Below are 23171 nucleotides of genomic sequence, written 5' to 3'. Positions count from 1 at the left end.
TCACGATATACGCGCCGGTTTTCTGACACCCAGGTTTTCGCGCAATGTGCGCCCTTCATAATTCTCGCGAAAAAGACCGCGACGGCGCACTTCCGGCACCACAAAAGTGGTAAAATCCTCAAGGCCCGTGGGAAACAGCGGCGGCATGACATTGAACCCGTCAGCCGCTCCGCCGCGAAACCGCTCCTCCAATGCATCGGCAATCTGAACGGGCGTGCCGATCAGTTGCCAGTGGCCGCGCGCACCGGCGAAATGCCGGGCCAATTGGCGGATCGACAGATTTTCGCGCTTGCCAAGGTCGATAATCAGCTGCTGTCTGCTCTGGATACCATCGGTTTGCGGCATGTCAGGCAATGGCCCGTCCAGCGGGTGGTTGGAGAGGTCTTTGATACTAAGGTAGCTCGCCAACAGCGCCACACCGACCTGATCGGGGATCAGCTCCTGCAGGGCATCGTATTTTGCCCGCGCTTCGCTTTCCGTTTCACCGACAATGGGCGACACGCCGGGCATGATCTTGAGGTCATCGGCACTCCTGCCAAATTTTGGCAGTCGCGCTTTTACATCCGCATAGAAGGCTTGCGCTTCCTGCAAAGTCTGGGCAGCGGAGAACACCACATCGGCGGTGCGCGCGGCGAGATCCTTGCCGACATCCGACGCTCCGGCCTGTACCATAACCGGCCTGCCTTGCGGCGATCTCTGGCTATCAAGCAATCCCTTGACGGAAAAATGCGTGCCGTGATGATCCGCCAGATGGAGTTTCGCCGGATCGGCATAAATGCCCTTTGCACCGTCGAGAATGTAGGCGCCCTCGTCCACACTGTCCCAGACCGCAACAGCAGCCTCTGCAAACTCTTCCGCCCGCTCATAGCGCTGGCCATGCGGGCGCAAGCCGCTGGAAACGAAATTCTCCGCCTCGAGATCGCTGGCCGAAGTCACCAGATTCCATCCGGCACGGCCACCGCTGAGCTGATCGAGCGAGGCAAATGTTCGCGCCAGACCATAGGGCTCGTTATAGGTGGTCGAAGCCGTGGCAACGAGACCGATATGGGTGGTGTTGACCGCAAGCGCCGCCAGTAGGCTGAGCGGTTCGAAGCTGGTGGAACGCGCCGCCTGACTGGCTATTTCAGGATTGCGCTCGCGAATGGCAGCGGCGTCCTCGATGAACACCATATCAAACTTGGCCCGCTCGGCCATCTGCGCCAATGCGATGAAATGGCCGATATCGACACCGGCATTGGCGTGGGCATCGGGATGACGCCACGCGGCGATATGGTGTCCGCCTGCCATAAGAAAGGCACCGAGTTTCATCTGCTTCGTGCTCATGATGCGCGCTCCAGACGATCCGGATGAGCAAGCCCAAGATGGCCACGCAAGGTCAATTCCTCATAGGCGTTGCGGAAAAGTCCGCGTTGCCGCAATTCGGGTATGACCAGATCAACGAAACCGGTCACACCTTCGGGGGCAACGGGCGGCAGAATGACAAAGCCATCAAGACCAGCGGTTTCCGCCAAAGCCTGCATGCGCTCGGCAATCCCGGCAGGTGTGCCAACGATCTCAAGCGCATCGGGAATGGCATTCAGTTCGTCTGACGATGAATTGCCGACCATAGGGATGATATTTGCCAGAACTCGGACATCTTTCCGGCGGCGTCCAAAGGCGGAAAGGCTGCTGTTCAAGCGTGCGGAGAGTGTCTTTACTTCCTCGGATGAGGAAGACGGCAGAAAAATCACATCGGCAACACGCGCTGCGATCTCAAATGTATTGGCCGTCAGCACATGGCTGATCACGGGCCGACCCTGCGGCGAACGATTAACGTTCAAAGGTCCGCGAACGGTGAAATGCGTGCCCTTGTGATTGAGAACATGCATTTTATCCGGTTCGAAAAAGCGGCCCTGTGCCTTGTCATAGACAAAGGCATCGTCTGCCCAGCTGTCCCAAAGCCCCAATACCACATCAAGATATTCCTGATCGCGTTCAAGCTTTTCCGAGCCCACGACATTCCAGCCGGTACGACCCTTGCTGATCGAATCCAGTGAGGCAAAACGGCGGGCAAGATTATAAGGCTCGTGCTGGTGCGTGGCAGCGGTGGAAATAAAGCCGATTTTGCCCGCCGCGGTTGCAAGAGCTGCGACCAGCGTTGTTGGCTCAAATGGCACAGCGAGAGGCGACAGATCATTTTCGGGTCTTTGACCAAGACGATCCGCGAGCAGGACGAAATCCAGCCCGCCATCCTCGGCCTTTTTCACCTGCGCCGCCAGATGACTAAACTCAAGCGCGCCCCGGTCGGTGCCGCTTCTGCGCCATGCAGCGGGGTGATGTCCGAACGGGGTCAGGGATAGCCCGATATGCATTATTCCGCATCCCCGGTGCTGACACGGATATTGTCGATCTTTTCATTGTAGAACGAGATCAATCCCTTGATCCTGCCAGCCTCATAAAGTGGCTCCGGATAATACCAGACGATATTCTCGTGGCGTTTACCGTCGAGTTCGAAATGATAGTAGGAGGCCCTGCCCTTATAGGGGCAATAGCTATGCAGCGGGCTTTCCACCAATGTTCCGGCGATCAGGTCCTCTACCGGGAAATAGTGACGGGTGATGAGATTGGTTTCGAACAGGAAAATCGCACGGTTTGTCCGGGCAACAAGCTTGCCAGCGACAAAGACTTCAACAAGACGCGAGCTGTTGATGGTGTCGATGCGCCAATGAACATTGCGCGGATGACCAAAGATTTCCTCATCCTCCTCAAACCAGCGCACCGCACTCCATGCAACGGTGACATAATCGGCGAGATTGGGCACACCCTGAGGCACGTTCTCGTAACTCCATGCGCTGTCTTCACCCACAAGCGACCAGTAGCGCCTTGGCCCGAGCACAGGTGATGCACCGGTTTTTGATGAAGGCTCAAGGGCGTCTTCGCGGAAATCAGATTTCGGCAGATAGTAAACCGGGTGGCCGCCGTTCTCGTAGACGACAATCGCCTTGGCGCTGTCGGCGATTACCTCTTCGCCGAGCTTCAGACGGATACGGCGATAGGTCGGCTCAATCAGGATGGCGGGGATTTCATTGGAACGATAGCTGATGGACATAAGCACTCTCCAAAGGTGAGTTTCTATCGAGATGCCTGATCGAACGCTTAGCGCGATCAGACGGAAAAAATCGCATCGCGGGTCAGTTGGCCCTTCACAGCACCTGACGCATCGGTCACAGCAAGCACGTCGCTATTGGCCGCCACCATCAATGCCAGCGCATCACGCAGATTGCTTGTTGAAGCAACCATGTGTGCCCCTTGCCGCGGCTTATCTGCCGTCATGGCATGATCGACAGTAAACAGGCTCAGGCGCTTGATGGCACGGTCTATGCCGACGAAGTTTTCGACAAATGCGTCAGCCGGGTGAGACAGGATGGCATCCGGCGTATCATACTGGACAATCTTGCCGCTTTTCATGAGGGCGATACGGTCGCCCAGACGAATGGCTTCGTCGAGATCATGCGTCACCAATACAACTGTCTTGCGCACGCGCTGCAATATCTGGCGGAACTCGTCCTGCAACCGTGTGCGTGCAATAGGGTCGATGGCGCCAAATGGCTCATCCAACAACAGAACGGGCGGATCGGCAGCCAAGGCGCGCGCCACGCCGATGCGCTGGCGCTGGCCGCCCGATAGCTGGCGCGGATAGCGTTTGAGCATCTCAGCCGGATCAAGCCCAACGAGATGCAGAAGCTCGTCAGTCCGGTTCCTGATTTTGGCGTCGCCCCAGCCGAGAAGCTTTGGCACGGCGGCAATATTCTGGGCGATGGTCATATGCGGGAACAGACCTACCTGCTGGATCACATATCCGATATGGCGACGCAGGATCACCGGATCAACCTTTGTGACGTCCTCGCCATTGACAATAATCGTGCCCTCGGTCGGATCGATCAACCGGTTGATCATGCGCATGGTCGTGGTCTTACCGCAGCCTGACGGCCCGATCAGCGCGACCGTCGAACCTTCGGGGACAATGAGACTGAGATCGTCAACCGAAGCAACGCTGCCTTCCGTATAGCGCTTGGTGACGTGCTGCATATTGATCATCAGGATGTTCTTTCTGCGAAGAAGAATTTTTCGGCAAAGCCGAGCGTGAATTCCGTGGCCAGTGCCAACAAGGCGATGGGCACTGCGCCGACCAGAAGCCGCGACATGTCCATCATGCTGATGCCAACGGCGATGAAATCACCCAGCCCGCCACCGCCAATGAAAGGTGCCAGTGTTGCACCGGCAAGCACCTGCACGGCGGCTGTGCGTGCGCCAGCAAACATGGCGGGGGCAGCCAGCGGAATGCGTATCTTGCGCAGCACCTGCCCCCTGCTCATGCCCATGCCGATGGCCGCTTCCACTGCGTCAGGATCAACATCACGCAACCCAATGAAGGCGTTGAGCAGAATGGGTGGCAGTGCGAGGATCGTGAGCGCCACGATGGATGGCCACAGGCCAATACCGAGCAGCGGCATCATGATAGCGAGAATGGCAAGGCTTGGAATGGTGCGCAGCGCATTGATGGCGTTGATGACCGTGAAGGCCAGTCCGCCGCGATTGATGATGAGAATGGCAAGCGGCAGGCCTATGGCCAGCGCAAACACAAGCGAGACGCCAGACATCACCAGATGCTGGCCAAGCGCCCGCAAAAACTCCGGCTGATTATTAATGATCCAGTTGAAAGCGGTGATCAGCATTGTCAGCCCCTCACCGCCAGCGGACCAGAGCTTTTTCAGCCTGGCTCAAAGCAAGATCAAAGAACGTGGCCATCAGCGCCGTAAGAATACCGCCGACGAGGATTTTTTCCGTATAGCTCTGGTCGATCCCCATGAGGATAATAGTCCCAAGCCCACCCCCATCGATGAAGGCGGCGACGGTGGCAATGCCGATGACCGTGACCAACGCAATGCGAATGCCGGAAACAATAAGCGGCAAGGCCAGCGGCAATTCAATACGCACCAGCCGCTGCCATGCGCTGTAGCCCATGCCGTCAGCTGCATCGAGCACATCGGCGGGGACGCCGCGCAGGCCGGTCACGACATTGCGCAGGAGAATAAGCAGGCAATAGGAGGAAAGGCCAACCAGCGCTGGCTTCGTGCCAAGGCCCAGCCAGGGAATAAGCAGCGCAAACAGCGCTAGGCTCGGAATAACGAAGATGATGCCGGTGATCGTCAGAACCACCGCGTAAAGGCGCGGACGCCGCGCGCAGATGATCCCAAGGATCAACGCGATGACCAGCCCGATCAAAACGGATGAAACCGACAACACCAGATGCTGCCAGGTTGCCGTGAGTATCTCAGGAATATTTTTGGGAGCCCAGTTCAAAAGCATCGTTCCATATCGGTCAGAATTGAAACAGCGGAGATGATCTCATCTCCGCCGCTTCCTGTATATGTGCGTGAAAGCCTGTAAGCCCTGACGTCAGATGCCCTTTTCCTTCAGGAAGGCTTCGGCCACTTCCTTGGGTTCCTTCTTGTCACGTTCAACGGCCGCATTAAGCTCTCGCATGTTTTCATTGTTGAGAAGCGGGCTGATCTTGTTCAGGACTTCCGCGATCTTGGGATTCTTCGCCAAAGTATCCTGACGCACGACCGGCACGAGATAATAGGGAGGGAACAGGTTCTTATCGTCGGCAAGAACAACCAGCTTGTTATCCGCAATCTGCCAATCGGTGGCAAAACCATAGGACACATCGATGTTCTTGCTGGTCAGCGCGCTGTAGCGAATACCGAGCTTGGCAAAAATGCGGAAATCCTTGAAGACAATGCCATAGGTCTGTTTGAGGCCCGGCAAGCCGTCCTTGCGCTCGCCAAAACCGCCTTCCGCACCAAAACTCAGATCCTTGGAAACGGGACCAAGATCCGTCAGCGTCTTGAGCTTGTATTTTTCGGYGGTTTCCGGGAGCGTAATGATTGCGTAGCCATTGTTGATGTTGGTCGGCTGGAGCAAGGTCAGCTTCAGGTTCTTTTCGTAGTAATCCTTGACTTCGCCGTAGATTTTTTCAGCGGAACCCGAAAGATCGCCTTTCACCACAGCGGCAAGCGCCGTGCCTGTATATTCAGGATAAAGGTCAATCTCGCCATTCAACAGCGCGGAATGGGCGATGAGCGTCGCGCCGAGATTGGTGCGTCGTTCCACCTCGACGCCGGCCTTTTCCAAAGCCTGCGCATAGATTTCAGCGACCACAAACTGTTCGGTAAAATTCTTGCTGCCAATCTTGACGGCTTGCGCGAAGCCCGGCGTTGCCRCAGCCAATGCCAATACTACCCCCATCCCCATGGAGGCGATGCTTTTGAAAATCATGATATACCCTGCGAGCTGACGTAGGATTTAATCTATCCCACTGGTTTCTTTGTTCATTTCGCATGCTAGCAATCCGCGGGCGCAAGTTCGTAGAACAAACTCCCAATATTTCCCGGTTAAGTAGAATTTATTTACCTGACGATTGCAATCGCCCTGCCACCGACAATGAAAATATAACGACAATCTTCTTCGATGAACGTCGTGGGGCCGACACCGTTGGCTAAAACAGCTTCTTATCACGCATGACCGGTTCGCGGCTAAACCCGGATGTTTGCTGGCCTGTTGTCCTGACAAACCATATTGTCCGAACCGCAGTTCTGTGCGGTGGAAAAACCGCTGTAATTCACGCACAACCGGTAAAAACCACACTGTCATGAAAGGCTGTATCTATCAGATATCATGTGGTTTTGTGATATTGAGCGGCGTTTGCTGCTGTTGCAACAGCGAGAGCATCGAGAATTACAACTAAAGTTCTATTTGATGTCGCTGATTGGCCTTTTTTGACGGTTATCGTCTTGTGTTCCACCCCCTCCTCCAATTTGCTGACGATGAACCTGCGACTGCGCTGGCAGGTGATATTCGGAAAGGGGCCACCTGAGTGCTTACTCTGTACTTTTTGGAAGACTATCGTAATCCGGGCCATTCAAATCACGAGACCGCAATGGCGACACATCGCCCAGAAAACTCAAAAACAAACACAAAGACCAAGAAAGCCAAACCAGCCAAAGTCGTTGCAAAGACCAACTGGGACCAACTCATCGCCCGGAGCGTCAAGCTTGAAGACAGGCTTCTGAAAAAGCTGAAGTCGCGTAACATGGTTCGCAAGCTTAAAGTCAAGATGCTGGCCAAATAGGCATTTCATTGTGCAGATCGACTGACCACCAAGCCTATGGAAAGCCGTGGTCAGCACGACTCATCATTATCTCGTAGTAAAAGGTGTGCACTTTAGCATCATAGCCCTACGTCTTAGTGCAATCGTCTTATATATTTTTCTGACTTCTTCTGATCAATTGTATGGGTGAATGGGCATAAAATGACTGCCGTCGAATGCGACGTGCAACATTTCACCTTTTATTATTACACAAGTTCTCGTTGCTTATTCGCGCAATAGTTGTATTTATTTTACAAAACAAATATGTGCTCTGGAACTTTCAATGTCTGACGATAATAAACAACCCGGCGTATTCGCAGGTTCGTGGCGACTCGCTATTATCATGCTCATTATTTTGGCGGGAATCTGGATGCTTGGGCGCGCCTTCGCATAGCAACCTAAGGTTGTGCCATTTTGATTTCAACCGAAGATCGTTTGCCCTGACCAAGTACGCGCATCGTTCTGGCCGGGACGATGGCTATTTACCTACCTCTAATCGCGACGCCTGAGAGAATCATTGTTCTTAATGCCTCGCCATCACGTTTGTATGGCCTGTTTCAAGGCCATATTTGCCCTTCCAGTCGCTTTTCAGTGCATTTTCTGAATTATTTTCATGCACATGCTTTGACATTTTACTTTCATGTTGATGGAATAGGCACCTGCAGACGAATTAGGGGAACATTCGAATGTATGAAGATGATGAGGAAGAACAGCACCTGCACTATACCACACCGGCGTGGTGTCATCTGCTCGTCTTTGGCTTCGCACTTGCTCTGGCTGTGCTGATTAGCCAGCTGTGCTCATCCATGGCCTGAATGACCATTGCCGCTTTCCTGAATTCATAACTTTGAAGCACCCTTATTCCGGATGATCGCGGCCTTTGCGGGCCAGCATCTATAAATAGATTTTACCGCTGACCGTCATCAAGCTGCGGTTGCCAAAATCCAATGGCGGAACGTCCTGATTGCATTGCACCAGCAACCCGTTCAACCATGGGCTCTCCGATGCGGATTTGCCGGCCGAACCAGAACTATTGAGTTTGATGGACGCAATCAGCCGTGCGTCCTGCTCACTTGAGGCCCGCACCCAACAGGTTTCGCGTATTTTCGATCTTTCCCAAATCACATGGCCCATAAAATCAGCTGACGGTTCCAGTCTGAAAAACCTGTTATTCATATCGTCGAGGTCCCCTTGCCCGGACAAATACGTTTGAGCCCAAGAAAAAGTTCGATCACAAAGAATTAAAATTGAATTCCAAATTTATGGAACTCGATGATGCAAAGCGCGGTCTGTGGACCTTACGCAGTGCCAGCGGGTTTTTCGGGAGGTTCGGTGGGAATACCGGGCGCAGTGCCCAGCAGCGATCCCGTGCGCTCGGTCACATAAATTCCTGCCTCACGGGACGCCTCGACAAACGCCGCGCGCGCTTCGTCAACTGATCGCGTGTCACCCAGAGCATCCCGGCAGGCCTGACAGGCAATAGCGTGTTTTTCACTCTGTCGCCGTGACCAGAACTGGGTCAAAACCGCCAAAGCATCCTGCACGTTGCGCACAATAAGAATGCGCCCGCTGCGAGGTGATTTGATGGTGACATGGGTAAAGAAATTTGTCTCCATAAGGACCAAATGCATGAGGGGGAAAGTGGTTCCACGGATCGTGCAAACAAGACGGTCTTCGCGGGTGGGCCACGATTTGCCCAACCAAACATGACAGCGCGCCAGCAACAATTCGTAACAAAAATGGGTATTCAGTTTCCACCCGTGAACGCACATAGTCCGCGCGACATGACCAAGCACCGCCTGTCGGGCGCCCCACTGGAAAGTTCCGTGCGTATCAATCCAACTTACAAGAACAAGATTGCTTCTCCCTCGACACACCGCGCCTATGAAGGCCGGGAACAGGATTGTCTGGATGCCTTGAAAGAACGCTTTAATGAGCTGGCCTATTCGCAGGACATCCATCGCCTTTATATGGAAGCCATCGCCGCGGGCTGGCCTTTGCTGGAAATCATATCAGCCGTTAATGTCCTTGTCCTGATGAGCGCTGGAGCCCATCAGGAGAGATATAATCATGCGGCAAGTCGCCGATGATTATTCTTCTGGTGCTGATTTCGGTGGGCATGTTGGTCATTGGCGTTGCCATGGCCCGGCATGAACGCAAGCTGTTCGACAAATCATCGCGTGATCTTGATACCAGTTCGTAACTGAAGTGAAATATTGCGGCCTGCGGTTTGTCCCCAGTCGATTGACGAACTCTCCGGCTTGGCTGAGAGTGGGTCTTTCACGTTGAAAGGGAAGCCAATGGAATATGACAAAGAGACAATCAAGGGCTCGACCGATGGCTATTCGCTGGGGACAAAATTCGAACTGACCAACGGTCAGGTCTGGGAGCAGACCAGTGATGATGACGAATATGTCCATCAGTTCATGCCCGAGGTATTGCTCGACACAGCTGAAGGTGTCGGAAAGCTGAAAATCAACGACATGAATGATTGGGTGGAGGTAAAGCGAATCCTCTGATGGCCTATGCCTGTAGATGGGGATGTTGACCATCCTTAGGGGCAAGCTCGCGGCGGGTAAAAAACCTTTCAAATAAACCGCGTAAACAGCAATGATCAGTGATTTTCAGTCACTGCTGATGTGATCAATTTGCACTTCAGTCAACATCGCTCAACCAGTACCTTTGCGCCATGGCAATGACCTGATGGCCCCAACCGTCGGTTTCACCGCAAAGGAACAATAATATGTATGCAATATCAGGAATCACCGGCAAGGTCGGTGGGGCGATGGCCCGCGAACTTCTCGCTGCGGGCAAGCCAGTGCGCGCTATTGTGAGGAACCCTGACAAATCAGGAGAATGGCTGCGCCTTGGTTGCGAACTCGCCATCGCAGACATGGGCGATGAAGCAGCTCTGACAAAAGCGTTTAGCGGCGTGGATGGTGTGTTCATCCTTCCGCCTTCGAACTTTGATCCCCTGCCCGGATTTCCCGAAGCCCACGCGGAAGCCGCGATTATCCGCAATGCGTTGCACTCCGCCAAGCCTGATAGAATCGTATGCCTGTCGACCATTGGTGGTCAGGCAACGCAAAGTAACCTTCTGAGCCAGCGCACCATTCTTGAACAGGCGCTCAGCACGCTATCGATCCCGCTGACAATTCTGCGGCCTGCCTGGTTTCTCGATAATCTCGTCTGGGATGTGGCTTCGGCAAGGGAAGAAGGCGTCATCCATTCGTTTCTTCAGCCTGCCGACTGCAAGTTTCCGATGATTTCAACGGCGGATGTCGGTCGCTTCGCCGCAGAACTCATTCAAGAGAGCTGGACCGGGCGGCGCATTGTGGAGATCGAGGGACCGGAGCGGGTTTCGCCTGTTGATATCGCCGATGCGATGTCGCAGGTGCTGTCACAGCCGGTTCGGGTGGAGATTGTTCCGCGGGAGACATGGGAAGCGATGTTCAGAACACAGGGCATGCGCGACCCGATGCCAAGAATACAAATGCTCGACGGTTTTAACGAAGGCTGGATTCGGTTCGAGAACCCGAAAAACGAAATCTTGCACGGGACTGTCGACGTTCGGGACGTTATCCGCGACCTTGTTGGTCGTAGTGGCTAACCCATCGACTCCCGCTTCTTCTTTTGCTTATCTGGACTTGGGTAAATTGGAGGGGATACCGTTRCAAACCAAGTCTATCAAACGTCTGGGAATCGCTATTTCTGCCGCACTGTGCTTCGGGCTGGTGGCCCTGCCCTCAATGGCGGAAAATGCCGGAACTGCCTTGGACACCTCGCCTATGGAGAGAACCAAAGTTCGCATACTCACAGATGAGGAGGTCAAGGATAATCGCGACGTGATCGTCATTATAAGGTTCAAACTGACCCGGGAGGGGACGATAGAGGGCTCACCTGTTGTTTCCGGTCAGGGCAGCAATAGCGAAGTGGTCGCGAAAGCCAAAGAACGGGCACTCCAAGCAGTGCTCCGTTCCCAGCCGTTCAAGCTTGATCCGGAGAAATATGATCTGTGGAGCAATGTGGAACTGACATTTCACCCTGAATAGGCGCGAGTTCCAAGCAACGGATTCTACCTGTAGATAACGGCCATGTTGACAGTATCCACATATCTGCCATCGATAAATACTGCGTCGCGCGCAACCCCTTCCCTTATGAAACCAACCTTTTCATAAAGAGCGATGGCCCGTTCATTATCAGCATGCACACCGAGTTCAATTCTAACGAAACCCGCCTTTTCTGCTTGCTTCATGGCTGCATCAATCAGCCGGAAGCCAAGGCCTTGCCCGCGATATGACGCAATGATTCCCATGCCGAGAGTCCCCCGGTGTGCATGCGCGGCATGAAAATGCCGGCGAATATCACACCAGCCGACGACCCTATGGTCTGCCAGTGCAACATATTGAGGATTTCCGTCCGAGATCATGGTTGTCACGAATTCACGGAAGCGATCCAATGGAGGAGCTTCAAGAAAAGTCAGATATCGCCGCTCGCGGGACACCATATCAAGCGCCTGGTGAAAGCTGGTGATATTGTCTGGCGTGACAGGTGATATCGTTACGACGGATGACTGGTCCATTGGAAATTCTCGCACGGCATAAGTGGTAGTGCGGCAATACACTATTGAGTGATGCCAAGAAACCTTGATTGAGGGAGCCACCTATGTTCCATTGGCGTCTGTTCCATCACTATTACATTCCCCTCAGATTAGCTGGTCATAATTGGAGTTGCGGAAATGCGGAATCTTTTCGACAGACTTTCATTTTCAAATCCCCTCCGCAGTCGATCATCGACAGATACAAAAATAGAGCAAGAAGCCCAGAAGAAAGGGAAGTACGACTGGAAGAATGCGCCGCTCTCCGTAACGGAGATTGCTGCCATTTGTCTTGATGTCGCTTTCGGTTCGGCAAATGGCGGCCACGATAACGGGTTTGCAGCCTTGGCAAACTCCGGGGCCGATGCGGGGCAAAAGGCGCACGGCGCAAAAACCGGGAAGATTGACGTTCGCCCGAATCCCCTGTTTGTCAGCCATGGCCACAGCACCGGTGATCTGACAATCGAAAGTCCAGCCACCCTCAAATATCTGCAACGCCGAAAATACAAAGAACTTGCAGGAACGGGCGTCGGCATCGTGGGGTCCGCAGCCTCGATAGGATCGCTCGGATACCTGCCCGTCAATCCTGTGTCCATTTTGAAGCAATCCAACACGGTTGGCGCAACGTCAGTGCATTTGACAAAACTGAAACAGCTGGCAAAGGAAATAGCCTCGCTGGAAGCAGAGAGGCCGCAGACCCGGCAGACCGCCGAGCAGGAAAGCGCAGGAATTTCCACATTAATCAATCAAGTCATTAAATTGAAGGCGCACAAGGCAGGAATTGAGGGATCAAAACTTGTAACCAGCGCCATTCCTGTGCTCGGTGAGATCGTTACGGCGGGCGTAAACGCGGGGATCAACGCGACATCATCGGCGGTGAAGACGTTTGACAAAGCCTATCATGCCAAGAGTTGTGCAAGACTTGCGATGATGCTTCATTGGCTCGCTTACAAGGAGCAGTTTCGTTCGTATTGCCGCAGGAATGGTCTGACCGATGACTACTTCGCGCGTGAGGATTATCTGGCCCATCCGCGGCCTCCCCGGCTGACAGGTATGGGTCTTAAAGCAGCCAATGAGACGCTGGCAAATGCATCCCGGCCACCACGCTTGACCGGGATGGGATTGGCAGCCGCAAGGCAAGCATTGGACGAGCATTCCCCGCCATCCAACCGAAAGCCGTCATCCGAATTCGAGACGACCGTCAGAAAGGCGCGCCAGAATTTCTATTTCGACCGGGACGCGGGTAATGCAACCAAAATTGTCAATGAACTTTTCACCCGAAGATCGGCACTTGCCGCTTACGGTCATTACGATGTTCTGGCGTTGATTATGGAGCCGGGCGGCTGGGTCGCTCTCACGGATAAGATTTCGTCACTCTGACCACTCACCACCGTCCGGCATTGCTAACCGATAGCGAAATTGCGCCACTGCGGTCATGATCAAGCTACCGGGCTCAATTACTCCGCCGCCAAAGCCGGTTGCTGCACGATCTCTGTTCTGCTTATAATCCGGCACGCCTCCAACACGACGTCGTTATGAAACAATGGCCGATCCGAGGAAAAACCCCATGAATCGATACAGAAAATCTTTGCGGTCAAGCATAGCTGCGGCATGCCTCATGACGTTGTTTGCAGGAACCTTTGGCGCCAGTGCGCAAGAAGCATGGCAAGGAAGTTGGGGCGCCAGCCCGGCATTCCCGATCGGCCCGGAACTCAGCAATGCCACGATACGGCAGTTTGTCCGTATCAGCGCTGGCGGATCAAAGGTTCGTTTGCGCTTCTCCAACGAAACCGGCACGCAGCCATTGGTTATCGGCGCGGCCCGCATCGCCCGTCCCGGCAATGCACCCGGTTCCATTGATCCTGCCAGCAGCCTGGCCGTGACATTTGGCGGCGCAAATTCCATCACTGTTCCACCGGGTGCCCCGGCAGTCTCTGACCCGATTGATCTGAAAGTATCGGCTCTGGACACTTTGGCGGTCAGCTTGTTTTTACCACGCTGGACCGGCCCTTCCGTGGTGCATCCATTGGCGGAGCAAACTGCTTATCTGTCCATGTCCGGCGACAACACTGATACGCCTGCACTACCGGAAGCGACCACGCAAACCATGCGGTTCATGCTTTCACGGGTCGAAGTGATGTCCGAAGGTGGTACCTTGGTCACGCTTGGGGATTCAATCACCGATGGTTACGGCTCGGGCACCGACACCAATCAGCGTTGGCCCGATATTCTGGCGGAACGGCTGGCCAAATCAGGTGGTCCGGCGGTCGGTGTCGTGAATGCCGGGATCAGTGGCAACCGTGTGCTGCATGATTTACCGGAGGCAATGTTTGGCCCCAGCGCCCTCTCCCGGCTGGATCGGGACGTGCTCTCGGTTCCCGGTCTGCGCTGGGTGGTTGTCATGGAGGGTATCAATGATATTGGCCATTCGACGTCGGCAGGTCTGTCCGAACAGACAGTAACGCCTGAAGATCTCATTGGCGGACTGAAACAGATTGTTGCCCGCACGCGTGCGCATGGCGTGAAAGCCTATTGCGCCACCCTGACGCCCTACGAGGGCACGGTCTTCGCCCATTATTACACTCCGGAGGGTGAGACAAAACGTCAGGCTGTTAACAGCTGGATACGCACTCCCGACAATTGTGATGCGGTGATCGACTTTGATGCAACCGTGCGCGATCAGGCGAATCCTAAGCGTCTTCGCGCCGATTTCGATGTTGGCGACCATCTGCATCCAAACGCCGCCGGTTACAAAGCAATGGCGGAAGCGGTCGACCTCGGCCTCTTTCGCTAAAGCTGCGCCGGAACTAAACAGATTTTGTTGTTTAGCTTTGGCGAGTGGTTCAAACTGATTCTGAAAACACAGCTAAGCGCTTGAAAGTGAGTGGCGATCCCGGCTGGATTCGAACCAGCGACCGCCGGCTTAGAAGGCCGTAAGACAATTATATATTTCAATGAATGTTTCGAAAATCGGTATGGGGTTTTGGGATCAAAAAGGGCCAAAGTCTAAATTTTTGGAACGTCCCTAAATGTTAGGCCGTATGAAACTCAGCATCATCATTTTTTCATATGTTGGAGTAGACATTCCGCCATCTTTTTTTCATCAAGCGTCGTGGCACTGGTGCTGGTCTTCTCACACACTTTCCACTGGGCTGTGGAAGTCGTTGGTGTCTTCCCCCATACGGCCACATATCCTGACATTGCGTCCATTGGTCCAATGCAGAAAAGTGATCATTACAAAAATGATTTCGTTTAACTGGTCGGGCAGGATGCGGTCTTGCGCCTGCCCCGTTGCTCCTGTGCCAAGAAATATCAAGATCGCTATACAATATCGGAGAATTGTCATTTCTAAAAAACCTTAGAAGGGCTTACTTATTAAGCGGTTATGGGAACCTACACAGCTTACCGCTCCCCCTGTAGACCGCTGGAATAACTCTCTAAATTTTTTGTTCTGGCTGCGATGATTTCTGCGCGACAGATTGGGAAACTCAAAACTTGGCCCTCACGGCCCCATTCGCCGTTATCGTAAAATTTGCAGGCACCATCCTTATAGGTATTCCAGAGGCGCTGTTCCGCAAGAAGATCGGTCTTCGTGTTTCCGTGAGCCGTGGCAAATAGAGCATTCCAAGCCTTGTTCAATTTGTCGTCTTCGCGCTTTACCCATTCACCTCCGCACTGGCCCCAACTGGGGTTATCGGAATATTTGGCTATGCAGTTGTCATAGATATCGTCCGCATTTGCAGGAACAGCGGCAGCAATAAAAACTAATCCCAAAGCAGAGAATGTGATTAAAAAATATGAACGTAAACTCACGCTGATTTGCTCCCCATTCGAAACGCAACCAGCAATTTGCATTGAATCTTCTGGAGTCTCAAGCCACAGGCCTTGACTCTCCAGCGTAAGGAGAACAAATGTAGAACGCAACGCGGTTGCAACGTTCACCAACAATTTGAAATTTGATAACCCCAACTGTCTCGCGCGAAAATGAACCGATTGTCTCAAATCAGCTTTACGGTGCTATTTCTAATACTCGCTTCCTCCTCAGTAGTCGGATCTCAAGACGGCCGATACTCTGTTGATGTAACGGCAACTAATTCGGATGGCCGGAAATTTGAGGTTAATGGCGCATGCAAGATCGAGGATTCATGCGAAATCCACATGAATCCAAATTTGCTAGTCCAACTAAAACAACTAAACGCACACTACATTATGAGCGTAACCTACTCGATGAAGGCCCAGATAACTGGATGTTGCTTTATAATGTACAAAAATGGGTATGCTGCTGAAACAGTTCCTCTGCGCTTGGATTCGAAATTCCACAAATATGAACTGAGGTACAAGCGTAGAGATGCTATTCAGGCAATAGGCGGAGAATATTATCCATTTCTTACTTTCGGCACCATACGTATCAAGCTTAGCAAACCACAGTAGCAGAGAGTACCGTCGTGTCTCCTGTCAATCAAACCAGATAACCGTCGTAAGAATGCCAATGAGAATCAAGCCTCCGAGGGCCAAGGGAAACTATTCAGAGATGTTATCTCTTTCCAACATTTGTAAAAAACTAGACGGAGAAAAGATGCGTCATACTGTTTTATTTATAGTTATGTGTTTTACCGCAGCTCTGAGCGGCTGTGGTGCAACCAAAAATGCTTCGACCGAAACAACGATCTCAGGAGATAAACGAGCAGCAATACGCCCGGTTTCACTTGTTAGGATCAGCAATAGCGAATGCTCAAATAGGATGGGTGATGCATCCACCGAGATCCGCAAGAATTGGGCGAATCTGATGAGCGTTCCTATAGCTTCCGCTCCAAAAGTATTCTGCAATCGTATCAATAATGCGCTGGATGCGGGCAAACTTACCGACGGGGACTACCGGTTAGTTTTCTTTTCGGGGTATTTGACCCCGGAAGCGATGAAAGCTTTAAGGGGTGGCTAAATTGCCCCCCTCCTAAAGCCAAGGAAAACGACCGACCGCTTCTACGATTGCCAAATGGCAATTGAAGATGAATTGATTGATCTAATCGCCGCTGCGTCAACTGCCGGATGGAGACAGCAGGAAGTTTTACGTGCGATTATCGAGGTTGCCAGACGCTCTACATCTCTAAGTCTTCTGGTCTTACAAAATACAAACCGAAGTCACCTGTAATTTGTAATGCATTCTTGAGCTGGTCAGAAACAACTACTTGGCTCGTATAAGTGTCTTTGGCGTAGTGTCGTCCTGCCAAACATTCTGCTTTGAAGACGAGTCTCGTAAAAAGATGGACAACTTCGTTGGGTATTAGCCAGCGATCAATAGAAGATTTTTCAAGATCAAGTCCACTTATGTGGAATAGTGGATGAGCGTAAGAAAACTTGAGCATAGACTCATTCTTTTCCCGCAATTTTAATGTAACCGGTAGAAATTCTACGTCATCGTGTGCAAACCTATTAATATATGCACATAGCACATCGTCGACCAATGGGCATCGGAGGACATTCGGAAGGCAGGCAAGCTTACTCACCTTGTTTTTTGTGCCTCGATCGAGCTTTACCACGATTTCTGATGGATTAGATGGGGCCAAAATGCGTTTGGAAATCGAGATATCTGAGGAATCGATTGTGGAGCTTTCGTAGTCGAAATCGGCATAAGGATAACCCCTCTCTGAAGGCGGATTTGTCCATATCCAGACCATTGTTCTCTTACTCCCCTCAGATTTGCTGGAAGGCACAATATCGAAAGCAATATCACTGCTACCGCCAGCAAGCGTGATAAAATTCGAAGCATTTCTTACCCCCAACGAAACACACAAAGTAAAGATTATGGCAACATCTCAGTACGGAGAGAGCCTTTTTAATGCTTGGGACCGGTACGGTGATATTGTGTTGCAGCAAAAATTAGCGCTATGGAGTTGAATGGTATTGCGGGGTGCATAAGGCCGAAGGCAGCAAAGGCAAAGTGAACTGCTGGGCTGAGGCTCAAGTCGTAAATCGTATTGCCAATTGAAAATTTGCGGATAAAGTTTCGCGCAGTTTGGTCTTGATAGCGAGTATCGTTATGGCAAAAACCTTGGACCACAAACTGGACTGCAAGGATTGCGGTACAATCTACCTAGACATTCCTGCAGACGTAAACTCCGACACCCCAATTTATTGCAGCACTTGCCAGAAATTCCTTGGCCGATGGGCCGAACTCGAAACTGACTTTGCCTTACAAGGCGGCCAGCATGGCGTCTATAAAATGGATGAAGGGCAGATCACGGTTATTGATGAAGGGCGAAAAGACCCAATCAACTAGCGCCCTTCTTTGATAAAAATGTAAGCGGCCTTTGCCGCTGTTATAAAAGCCTCTCTCGCCTCATTGACTGAGCGCTCCTCTTGCAGCGCGTCCAAACAAGTTTGCTGTGCTGCTAGGTATGTTGGGCCTTCCCGTTTTGGCCAATCATAAAGCAAGAACTCTGCCGCCTCCTCAACCGAAGTGATATTTCGGAGTTGGCCTGCTTTCTTGGTTTCAACGGTTACAGATTCAAATGGGTGTTTGTGCATTAACAGGGCTCCGTGCCTTTGCGGGGTTTTTCTGCCACAAGCGGGTTAATCACGGTTCAACACCCTCAGTTCGACGGGGGAGCCGCATTGTTGGCTGGTGACATTTCACCGGGAGCAGGTTTTTCAGGCGCTTGAATCGTTCCACTGGTTTCCAAGCTTTGGCCGAAAAACTCAACAATTCCCCAAACGACAAGCGCAAGAAGAAGCGATGCAATTAATATTTTTAGAACCTGCCGCCCAAGATTGCCTTGCCGCGCTTCGGTAGCCGTTTCCTCCACGCGAGTTTCCGTTGGTTTATCCATAGCGAAATACCTCCTGCAAAACCTATAACCGGCTTAAATTGGATTGGTTCCAGATCGACATCACACTCACGAAGAGGCGCGTGGCACGGGGAAAATCGGAACGATAGGAACTATCTGAAAACAACTTCGTTTACTTTTAATCGAGCAAGCACTGGGCAAGTTTACGGAAACGCTACTCGATAGGGGCTCAGTATCGTCAACGAATAAAACCGTGGGCAATCTGGGCCCCACTATTTCAGTGACAGGCATTCTGCTGGAAATTCAACCCGACCTGCGATTCTAACGCGCCCGCAGGTCGGGTTTTCTCCAAGTGTGCCAATGTCCACCGTTAGAAACATTACGGATTTTCATTTTGTGTTACGTTCGGCCATTATCGGTCTTGGGTAAGGGAGAAACAGAAATGGGAAGCTTTAGTGTTTGGCACTGGATGATCATTACGATTATCCTTTGCGCGATCGTTGCGCCGTTCTGGATGATATTTAAAAGAACGGGCATTCCACCTGTTCTCTCAATTCTTGCAGTTATTCCGGGTGCCATCCTCATCTTCATATGGATTATGGCATTGAAACGCTGGCCTCAAGATACAGCCAAATGACCGACGTCGCGCCCGAAAAAAAATGGTATCATCCATGGACAGAGCTGCACATCATCATATTGGTGTATTTCTTTTTTGGCGGGGGCCCACTGATCTTGTATGCGATCTATTTAGGGCTAAGAAAGCTTACGACATTTACGCTTCGCAAGTGGTCGAAATAGGAGCAGCTGCAGTCGCGGCGCTTTATTTACACACCCACAAACTTTGGAGATTGGTGTTGCATGGACAACCTTCTTCTTGCCGACGACGTTAAACTATTAGCACTGCAAGATGACCTTCAAACATTGGGTGTCAGCCCTTCATTAATAATGGCTGCAGCTGCCATAACTATACATCAACAACCGCCAATGCTTTCACCTACCTTGAAATTGCGCGACTAGATTGCAAATAATCTACATATGCATCTTATGATCGAAGCATTGATCAACGGAGATGGTTTATATGATTTCCACGTCCAACATATTTCTTCGTATCATCGCTTGTGCCGTGATCATCGGCGCTATAGACGCGCAAGCCGCATCCGATGAATACGGAAAAACTCTGACCGCGCAGATGCTCAAATGTTTGAAGCTACCGACAGACGCACCAAAATCTTACAGCCTTTCTGGTGTCGCAATACTCAAAGACGGCATTGCCGATTTCGTGACTATCAACTTCACTACAAAGCCATCTGAATCGGAAAAGGCAGTCGCCGCTTTGGTGGCTGACGCTGTTACACAATGTGAGCCGTATGGCTCTGTTTCGGGTACGTTTAAATTCGTCGTTACACCCGAATTGTTTGAAGCAGGGTCAAAAAACTAGTCAGTGCTTCTGCTTTCAGCGCCACCACCCTGATCTGGTTGCGAGACAGGATTCGAACCTGCGACCTCCAGCTTATGAGGCTGGCGAGCTACCGGGCTGCTCTACTCCGACATACTGAACATTTGAATAAGACTTCACGGCCCAAATGGCACGGCTGACCCAAAACGCAAATGCACGCGATGGCAAGTTCTATAGCTAGTTTCGTTGAAGGAATCGGCATACCTCGAGCGGATGCAGCCGTTCTCCGACATTCCACAAATTACAGGGAAAGCCTACTGGTGGAAACGTCTCAACCCTCGATGGGTGGTATTAGCCTGCTTGGCAATAGTGTTCGGTGGCATTCTCACAGTCTTGTTGTCAATCCGATACTACGAACGGAGCAATAGGATTAAGCGGGATCCACATGTTCGAGCCGAGATACAAGAGTTATGGGTCACTAAAGCAAAAGGCGGTGACATCCTTTCTGGTTATCTCAAGTTCACTCGCTCGGACGCGAAGGCGACGTACCAATGCAAAACTGCCACTATCATCGGCGGCCGAACTGACAGGTTCAAGATTGGAGACTTTATAGAAATTGTTCCGCGAACTGATAGTTGTTACGACCCAGTCGTAATCCTACGCTCCGAGAACTAAGGTCTATCGCCTTCTACTCCATCTGAATTTTGGTAAAGCTTTCCATGGCGGGAAGCCGTGAAGCTCTTCCCATGCACTCGCCCATTTGCCCGGTGCATCATAAAAAGCGGAACAAACTGCCCCTTGATTTGTTAGCCACATAATTGTTTTATTGCGCAGTTTCAAACGCGAAAGGAACAATATGGGTAAGAAAAAGACCGGCAAGCCTCTTATCCATATCACTACAAGTCTGGGCCTATTCTACGTGGCGATTGAACGAGAAGGCGTTGAGACAGAGATTGTCGGACCATTCAAGAGTCTGGATGACGCAGAGATCGAAAAGATCAACCAGAAGAAGCTAAACCAGAAGAAATATCAGGACGCACCGTAATCGGGCCACACTGGCCGGGTGGCTACGCGGGTTTTCCCATCCGTTTAACCGACTGGACCATGCCATGTTCGCAATAGGCTATCGTCTCGACTTGCGCTTTCGCCGTCCTGAATTGAATTTTTGGTAAAGCTTTCCATGGCGGAAAGCCGCAATTTGCCTTCGCATAGCGGCCCATTGCGAACGTTTTACTATTCCGGGCAAGCTGGCTCCCAGTCGGCAACCATCCATAACAATATTGGAGCAAGATTATGGACCGCCAGAAACCTCTCTATCGCAAAGAAAATACGCGAACGCACGGTGTTCGCCATGGCAAAGGCGGCGAGTGGAGATGGTCAAGAAACACCAAAGGCGTAAGACAAGATGAATCATACTCAGGCTCTATGCACTCTCATCACCGGCATGGATTCGACTACACGCCCTTGTTCAGGTTCCTTCTCACACGCGTAGGAGAAGATTGGGACCAAACATATAGTGAAGCGTTAGCCCGACTAGACCGGTCCGAGCCCATTTTTTGGATCGTGGCTCTCAGCGAAGAGCAGAAGCAACGTTACGTACGCATCGGCGAGAGTTCATACTTCAGCGGATTGCACGTAGATCAACAAAATCGGTTGGCGCTGGTGGACCCGAATCTCACAATAGACGACATAAAGCCAACAAATGGGTTCGAGACATTTACCCTGAACGGAAAAAGGCTCACGCAAACCTACAGTGATGAGTAGCTTTGCATGGTGAGAAGCCGTGAACCTTCCCATTCATGCAGCGAGACCATAAACCTCCACCTGCCGCAAGCTATGTGCTCGGGCTGGGTTTGACCGGCGAGTGTTCCCTGTCCATAGGTCCGCACTGAACATCAGATCATCCAATGCGGATTCTATAGTGATTTTAATCCTAGTGAAAGGATTATTTTCTCCAGATCAGTTGCTTTATGAATACGAAATTATTTGGTTGCAATGAAACGTGCGTTTCATTTTGAAGAGCTGTCTGCAAGAAAATTTCATCTTACTTGCAGTTTAGTTTGAACGTATATTGATTTTGTGGCGAGTATTCTGAATTCATTACTCCAGCGATACGCATGACTACATCCGGAGGATTTAAGGCATGGTAACGACGACTTGGATTGGCCCATCAGACAACATGCAGGGGTGGGACAACCCTCATGTAGATCCTGTTACGAATCCGTGGAGCACTGGCAGCAATTGGGACAACGGCAGGCCCGGAAACGGTGACACGGCCGTGTTGAACAATACCAGTACAACTGCCTACATTGTGAATGTAGGCAGCCTCTTCTTGAACAATTCATCTCTACTCGTCAGCACCGAGATAGATGTGGGGCTTTCGTCGCCAGGCGTTATATCCGGTGGACTGATATATTTGCACTTCGCCAGGTTCATCGCTGGCCCCGGCATAACCTCAGCAACGGGCACAGTCGAGATGTCGGATGGCTCATACTATGACTGGTATGGGGCGCACTCCTCTCAGAAAATTAAGATGCCTGCTGCAAAGTTCCCTCATGACGCTCCTGCGGTCTTTACGTTCCACACACAGTTTGACGGAACGATAGAAACTTTTTACTTCCATGACGAGATTGATTTCGCAATAAACGGAGCCACCATAACCGGGACACAGATAAACGGGCACACGTTCACGTACATAACAAACTTGGGAAATTACACGCTCGAATTTGGCAATGGCGTCGACATGGCCCTACTGGTCTTCGATGCAAATTCAGGCGCGGTTTTAACAACCCAAATTGATCCTAACGCTCCGTGTTTCACGCCGGGAACCCTGATCCGGACGGAGCGCGGCGATATCGCGGTCGAAACGCTCGACGTCGGAGATATGGTGGTCACGGCCTCCGGCGAGCATCGCCCGATTATCTGGTTGGGTCATCACACCATGAAACGTGACGGATCAGCCGAGTTTCAGTCCGCCTGCCCCGTCCGCATTCAGGCCGGAGCTTTTGGCAACCAGATGCCCTATGCTGATTTGTGGCTTTCTCCCGGTCATGCCGTCTGCGTGCGCATTCTCGACGAGGTGCTTATCCCCGTGGGCTATCTCATCAATGGCGCAACCATCGCACAGGTCGATGTCGATGAAGTCACCTATTGGCATGTCGAACTCGGCAGCCACGATATTCTTCTCGCCAATGGCCTGCC

At 51.8% G+C, this 23171-nt stretch carries 28 protein-coding genes and 1 tRNA gene; 14 read left to right on the top strand and 15 right to left on the bottom strand.

Annotation, left to right across the window (positions count from 1 at the left end; translation table 11 throughout):
- From AB4Y96_RS24570 to AB4Y96_RS24540, 7 genes are all read right to left on the bottom strand, one after another.
- Entirely contained in the window at positions 1–1323 is a 1323-nt protein-coding gene (locus AB4Y96_RS24570) for an LLM class flavin-dependent oxidoreductase (RefSeq protein ID WP_441920528.1), read from the bottom strand.
- Positions 1320–2351, bottom strand: a complete 1032-nt coding sequence (locus tag AB4Y96_RS24565) for an LLM class flavin-dependent oxidoreductase (protein WP_441920526.1) — start codon at positions 2349–2351, stop codon at positions 1320–1322. Before AB4Y96_RS24565 ends, AB4Y96_RS24570 begins: the two co-directional genes overlap by 4 nt.
- Positions 2351–3088 (bottom strand): DUF427 domain-containing protein, encoded by a 738-nt coding sequence (locus tag AB4Y96_RS24560; RefSeq protein WP_441920524.1) that lies wholly within the window; start codon positions 3086–3088, stop codon positions 2351–2353. The genes AB4Y96_RS24565 and AB4Y96_RS24560 overlap by 1 nt, the downstream gene beginning before the upstream one ends.
- A 56-nt stretch (positions 3089–3144) precedes the next feature.
- Entirely contained in the window at positions 3145–4077 is a 933-nt protein-coding gene (locus tag AB4Y96_RS24555; protein WP_441920523.1) for an ABC transporter ATP-binding protein, read from the bottom strand.
- On the bottom strand, positions 4077–4715 hold the full coding sequence (locus AB4Y96_RS24550) for an ABC transporter permease (protein ID WP_441920522.1): 639 nt from the start codon (positions 4713–4715) through the stop codon (positions 4077–4079). Before AB4Y96_RS24550 ends, AB4Y96_RS24555 begins: the two co-directional genes overlap by 1 nt.
- 10 nt (positions 4716–4725) lie before the next feature.
- Positions 4726–5343 (bottom strand): ABC transporter permease, encoded by a 618-nt coding sequence (locus tag AB4Y96_RS24545; RefSeq protein ID WP_441920539.1) that lies wholly within the window; start codon positions 5341–5343, stop codon positions 4726–4728.
- Positions 5344–5439: 96 nt separating this feature from the next.
- Positions 5440–6321 (bottom strand): glycine betaine ABC transporter substrate-binding protein, encoded by an 882-nt coding sequence (locus tag AB4Y96_RS24540; protein WP_441920520.1) that lies wholly within the window; start codon positions 6319–6321, stop codon positions 5440–5442.
- A gap of 661 nt (positions 6322–6982) precedes the next feature.
- Here AB4Y96_RS24540 and AB4Y96_RS24535 point away from each other — a divergent pair.
- Positions 6983–7174: a hypothetical protein gene (locus AB4Y96_RS24535; protein ID WP_139210495.1), complete on the top strand. Its 192-nt coding sequence runs from the start codon at positions 6983–6985 to the stop codon at positions 7172–7174.
- Between the two features lie 704 nt (positions 7175–7878).
- Positions 7879–8007, top strand: coding sequence for a hypothetical protein (locus AB4Y96_RS24530; protein WP_255784424.1), 129 nt, complete (start codon positions 7879–7881; stop codon positions 8005–8007).
- Positions 8008–8086: 79 nt separating this feature from the next.
- Here the strand turns inward: AB4Y96_RS24530 and AB4Y96_RS24525 are convergent, their stop codons facing one another.
- Both AB4Y96_RS24525 and AB4Y96_RS24520 read right to left on the bottom strand, forming a co-directional pair.
- A complete protein-coding gene (locus AB4Y96_RS24525) occupies positions 8087–8368 on the bottom strand; it encodes a hypothetical protein (RefSeq protein ID WP_441920519.1) in 282 nt (93 codons plus the stop codon).
- A 122-nt stretch (positions 8369–8490) separates the two neighbouring features.
- Positions 8491–8823 carry a DUF982 domain-containing protein gene (locus AB4Y96_RS24520; protein WP_441920517.1) on the bottom strand — a complete coding sequence of 111 codons (333 nt, stop codon included), beginning with the start codon at positions 8821–8823 and terminating at the stop codon, positions 8491–8493.
- A gap of 108 nt (positions 8824–8931) precedes the next feature.
- On the opposite strand from AB4Y96_RS24520, the gene AB4Y96_RS24515 reads away from it, so the two are divergent.
- The 4 genes from AB4Y96_RS24515 to AB4Y96_RS24500 all read left to right on the top strand — a co-directional run bounded on the left by AB4Y96_RS24515 (position 8932) and on the right by AB4Y96_RS24500 (position 11244).
- Positions 8932–9282 (top strand): hypothetical protein, encoded by a 351-nt coding sequence (locus tag AB4Y96_RS24515; RefSeq protein WP_441920516.1) that lies wholly within the window; start codon positions 8932–8934, stop codon positions 9280–9282.
- Positions 9283–9492: 210 nt separating this feature from the next.
- On the top strand, positions 9493–9711 hold the full coding sequence (locus AB4Y96_RS24510; protein WP_091884048.1) for a hypothetical protein: 219 nt from the start codon (positions 9493–9495) through the stop codon (positions 9709–9711).
- 224 nt (positions 9712–9935) lie between these two features.
- Entirely contained in the window at positions 9936–10802 is an 867-nt protein-coding gene (locus AB4Y96_RS24505) for an NmrA family NAD(P)-binding protein (protein ID WP_441920514.1), read from the top strand.
- Positions 10803–10980: 178 nt separating this feature from the next.
- Entirely contained in the window at positions 10981–11244 is a 264-nt protein-coding gene (locus AB4Y96_RS24500) for a hypothetical protein (RefSeq protein WP_441920512.1), read from the top strand.
- Between the two features lie 23 nt (positions 11245–11267).
- Here the strand turns inward: AB4Y96_RS24500 and AB4Y96_RS24495 are convergent, their stop codons facing one another.
- Positions 11268–11774 carry a GNAT family N-acetyltransferase gene (locus tag AB4Y96_RS24495; RefSeq protein WP_441920537.1) on the bottom strand — a complete coding sequence of 169 codons (507 nt, stop codon included), beginning with the start codon at positions 11772–11774 and terminating at the stop codon, positions 11268–11270.
- 156 nt (positions 11775–11930) lie between these two features.
- Here AB4Y96_RS24495 and AB4Y96_RS24490 point away from each other — a divergent pair, with 156 nt between their 5' ends.
- Together AB4Y96_RS24490 and AB4Y96_RS24485 are read left to right on the top strand one after the other, a co-directional pair.
- Entirely contained in the window at positions 11931–13169 is a 1239-nt protein-coding gene (locus AB4Y96_RS24490; protein ID WP_091884057.1) for a hypothetical protein, read from the top strand.
- 238 nt (positions 13170–13407) lie between these two features.
- A complete protein-coding gene (locus AB4Y96_RS24485; protein WP_441920510.1) occupies positions 13408–14583 on the top strand; it encodes an SGNH/GDSL hydrolase family protein in 1176 nt (391 codons plus the stop codon).
- 608 nt (positions 14584–15191) lie between these two features.
- On the opposite strand, the gene AB4Y96_RS24480 is transcribed toward AB4Y96_RS24485, so the two are convergent.
- Positions 15192–15644 (bottom strand): lysozyme inhibitor LprI family protein, encoded by a 453-nt coding sequence (locus AB4Y96_RS24480; protein WP_441920509.1) that lies wholly within the window; start codon positions 15642–15644, stop codon positions 15192–15194.
- A gap of 721 nt (positions 15645–16365) precedes the next feature.
- Between AB4Y96_RS24480 and AB4Y96_RS24475 the strand changes: the two genes are divergently transcribed.
- Complete coding sequence (locus AB4Y96_RS24475; protein ID WP_441920507.1) at positions 16366–16728, top strand: hypothetical protein; 363 nt, start codon at positions 16366–16368, stop codon at positions 16726–16728.
- Between the two features lie 157 nt (positions 16729–16885).
- On the opposite strand, the gene AB4Y96_RS24470 is transcribed toward AB4Y96_RS24475, so the two are convergent.
- Positions 16886–17569, bottom strand: coding sequence for a hypothetical protein (locus tag AB4Y96_RS24470; RefSeq protein ID WP_441920505.1), 684 nt, complete (start codon positions 17567–17569; stop codon positions 16886–16888).
- 257 nt (positions 17570–17826) lie between these two features.
- Here AB4Y96_RS24470 and AB4Y96_RS24465 point away from each other — a divergent pair, with 257 nt between their 5' ends.
- Positions 17827–18066 carry a hypothetical protein gene (locus AB4Y96_RS24465; RefSeq protein WP_091884128.1) on the top strand — a complete coding sequence of 80 codons (240 nt, stop codon included), beginning with the start codon at positions 17827–17829 and terminating at the stop codon, positions 18064–18066.
- On the opposite strand, the gene AB4Y96_RS24460 is transcribed toward AB4Y96_RS24465, so the two are convergent.
- The gene (locus AB4Y96_RS24460; protein ID WP_441920503.1) at positions 18063–18314 is read right to left on the bottom strand and encodes a DUF982 domain-containing protein; all 252 of its coding nucleotides are present in this window, start codon (positions 18312–18314) and stop codon (positions 18063–18065) included. The genes AB4Y96_RS24465 and AB4Y96_RS24460 overlap by 4 nt on opposite strands.
- A gap of 65 nt (positions 18315–18379) precedes the next feature.
- Positions 18380–18616: a hypothetical protein gene (locus AB4Y96_RS24455; RefSeq protein WP_441920501.1), complete on the bottom strand. Its 237-nt coding sequence runs from the start codon at positions 18614–18616 to the stop codon at positions 18380–18382.
- 400 nt (positions 18617–19016) lie between these two features.
- On the opposite strand from AB4Y96_RS24455, the gene AB4Y96_RS24450 reads away from it, so the two are divergent.
- Both AB4Y96_RS24450 and AB4Y96_RS24445 read left to right on the top strand, forming a co-directional pair.
- A complete protein-coding gene (locus tag AB4Y96_RS24450; RefSeq protein ID WP_441920499.1) occupies positions 19017–19211 on the top strand; it encodes a hypothetical protein in 195 nt (64 codons plus the stop codon).
- Between the two features lie 441 nt (positions 19212–19652).
- Entirely contained in the window at positions 19653–20012 is a 360-nt protein-coding gene (locus AB4Y96_RS24445) for a hypothetical protein (protein WP_441920497.1), read from the top strand.
- A 35-nt stretch (positions 20013–20047) separates the two neighbouring features.
- Here the strand turns inward: AB4Y96_RS24445 and AB4Y96_RS24440 are convergent.
- Positions 20048–20124: transfer RNA gene (locus tag AB4Y96_RS24440), tRNA-Met, on the bottom strand.
- A gap of 702 nt (positions 20125–20826) precedes the next feature.
- Here AB4Y96_RS24440 and AB4Y96_RS24435 point away from each other — a divergent pair.
- Together AB4Y96_RS24435 and AB4Y96_RS24430 are read left to right on the top strand one after the other, a co-directional pair.
- A complete protein-coding gene (locus AB4Y96_RS24435) occupies positions 20827–21015 on the top strand; it encodes a hypothetical protein (RefSeq protein ID WP_441920495.1) in 189 nt (62 codons plus the stop codon).
- 1098 nt (positions 21016–22113) lie between these two features.
- On the top strand, positions 22114–23171 hold a 1058-nt coding region (locus AB4Y96_RS24430), incomplete at its 3' end, for a Hint domain-containing protein (RefSeq protein ID WP_441920494.1).

Source organism: Phyllobacterium sp. TAF24 (assembly GCF_052113785.1).
Taxonomy (GTDB): Bacteria; Pseudomonadota; Alphaproteobacteria; order Rhizobiales; family Rhizobiaceae; genus Phyllobacterium.
Note: the sequence above shows the minus strand (reverse complement) of the source record. Positions and strands in the feature narration are given on the sequence as shown.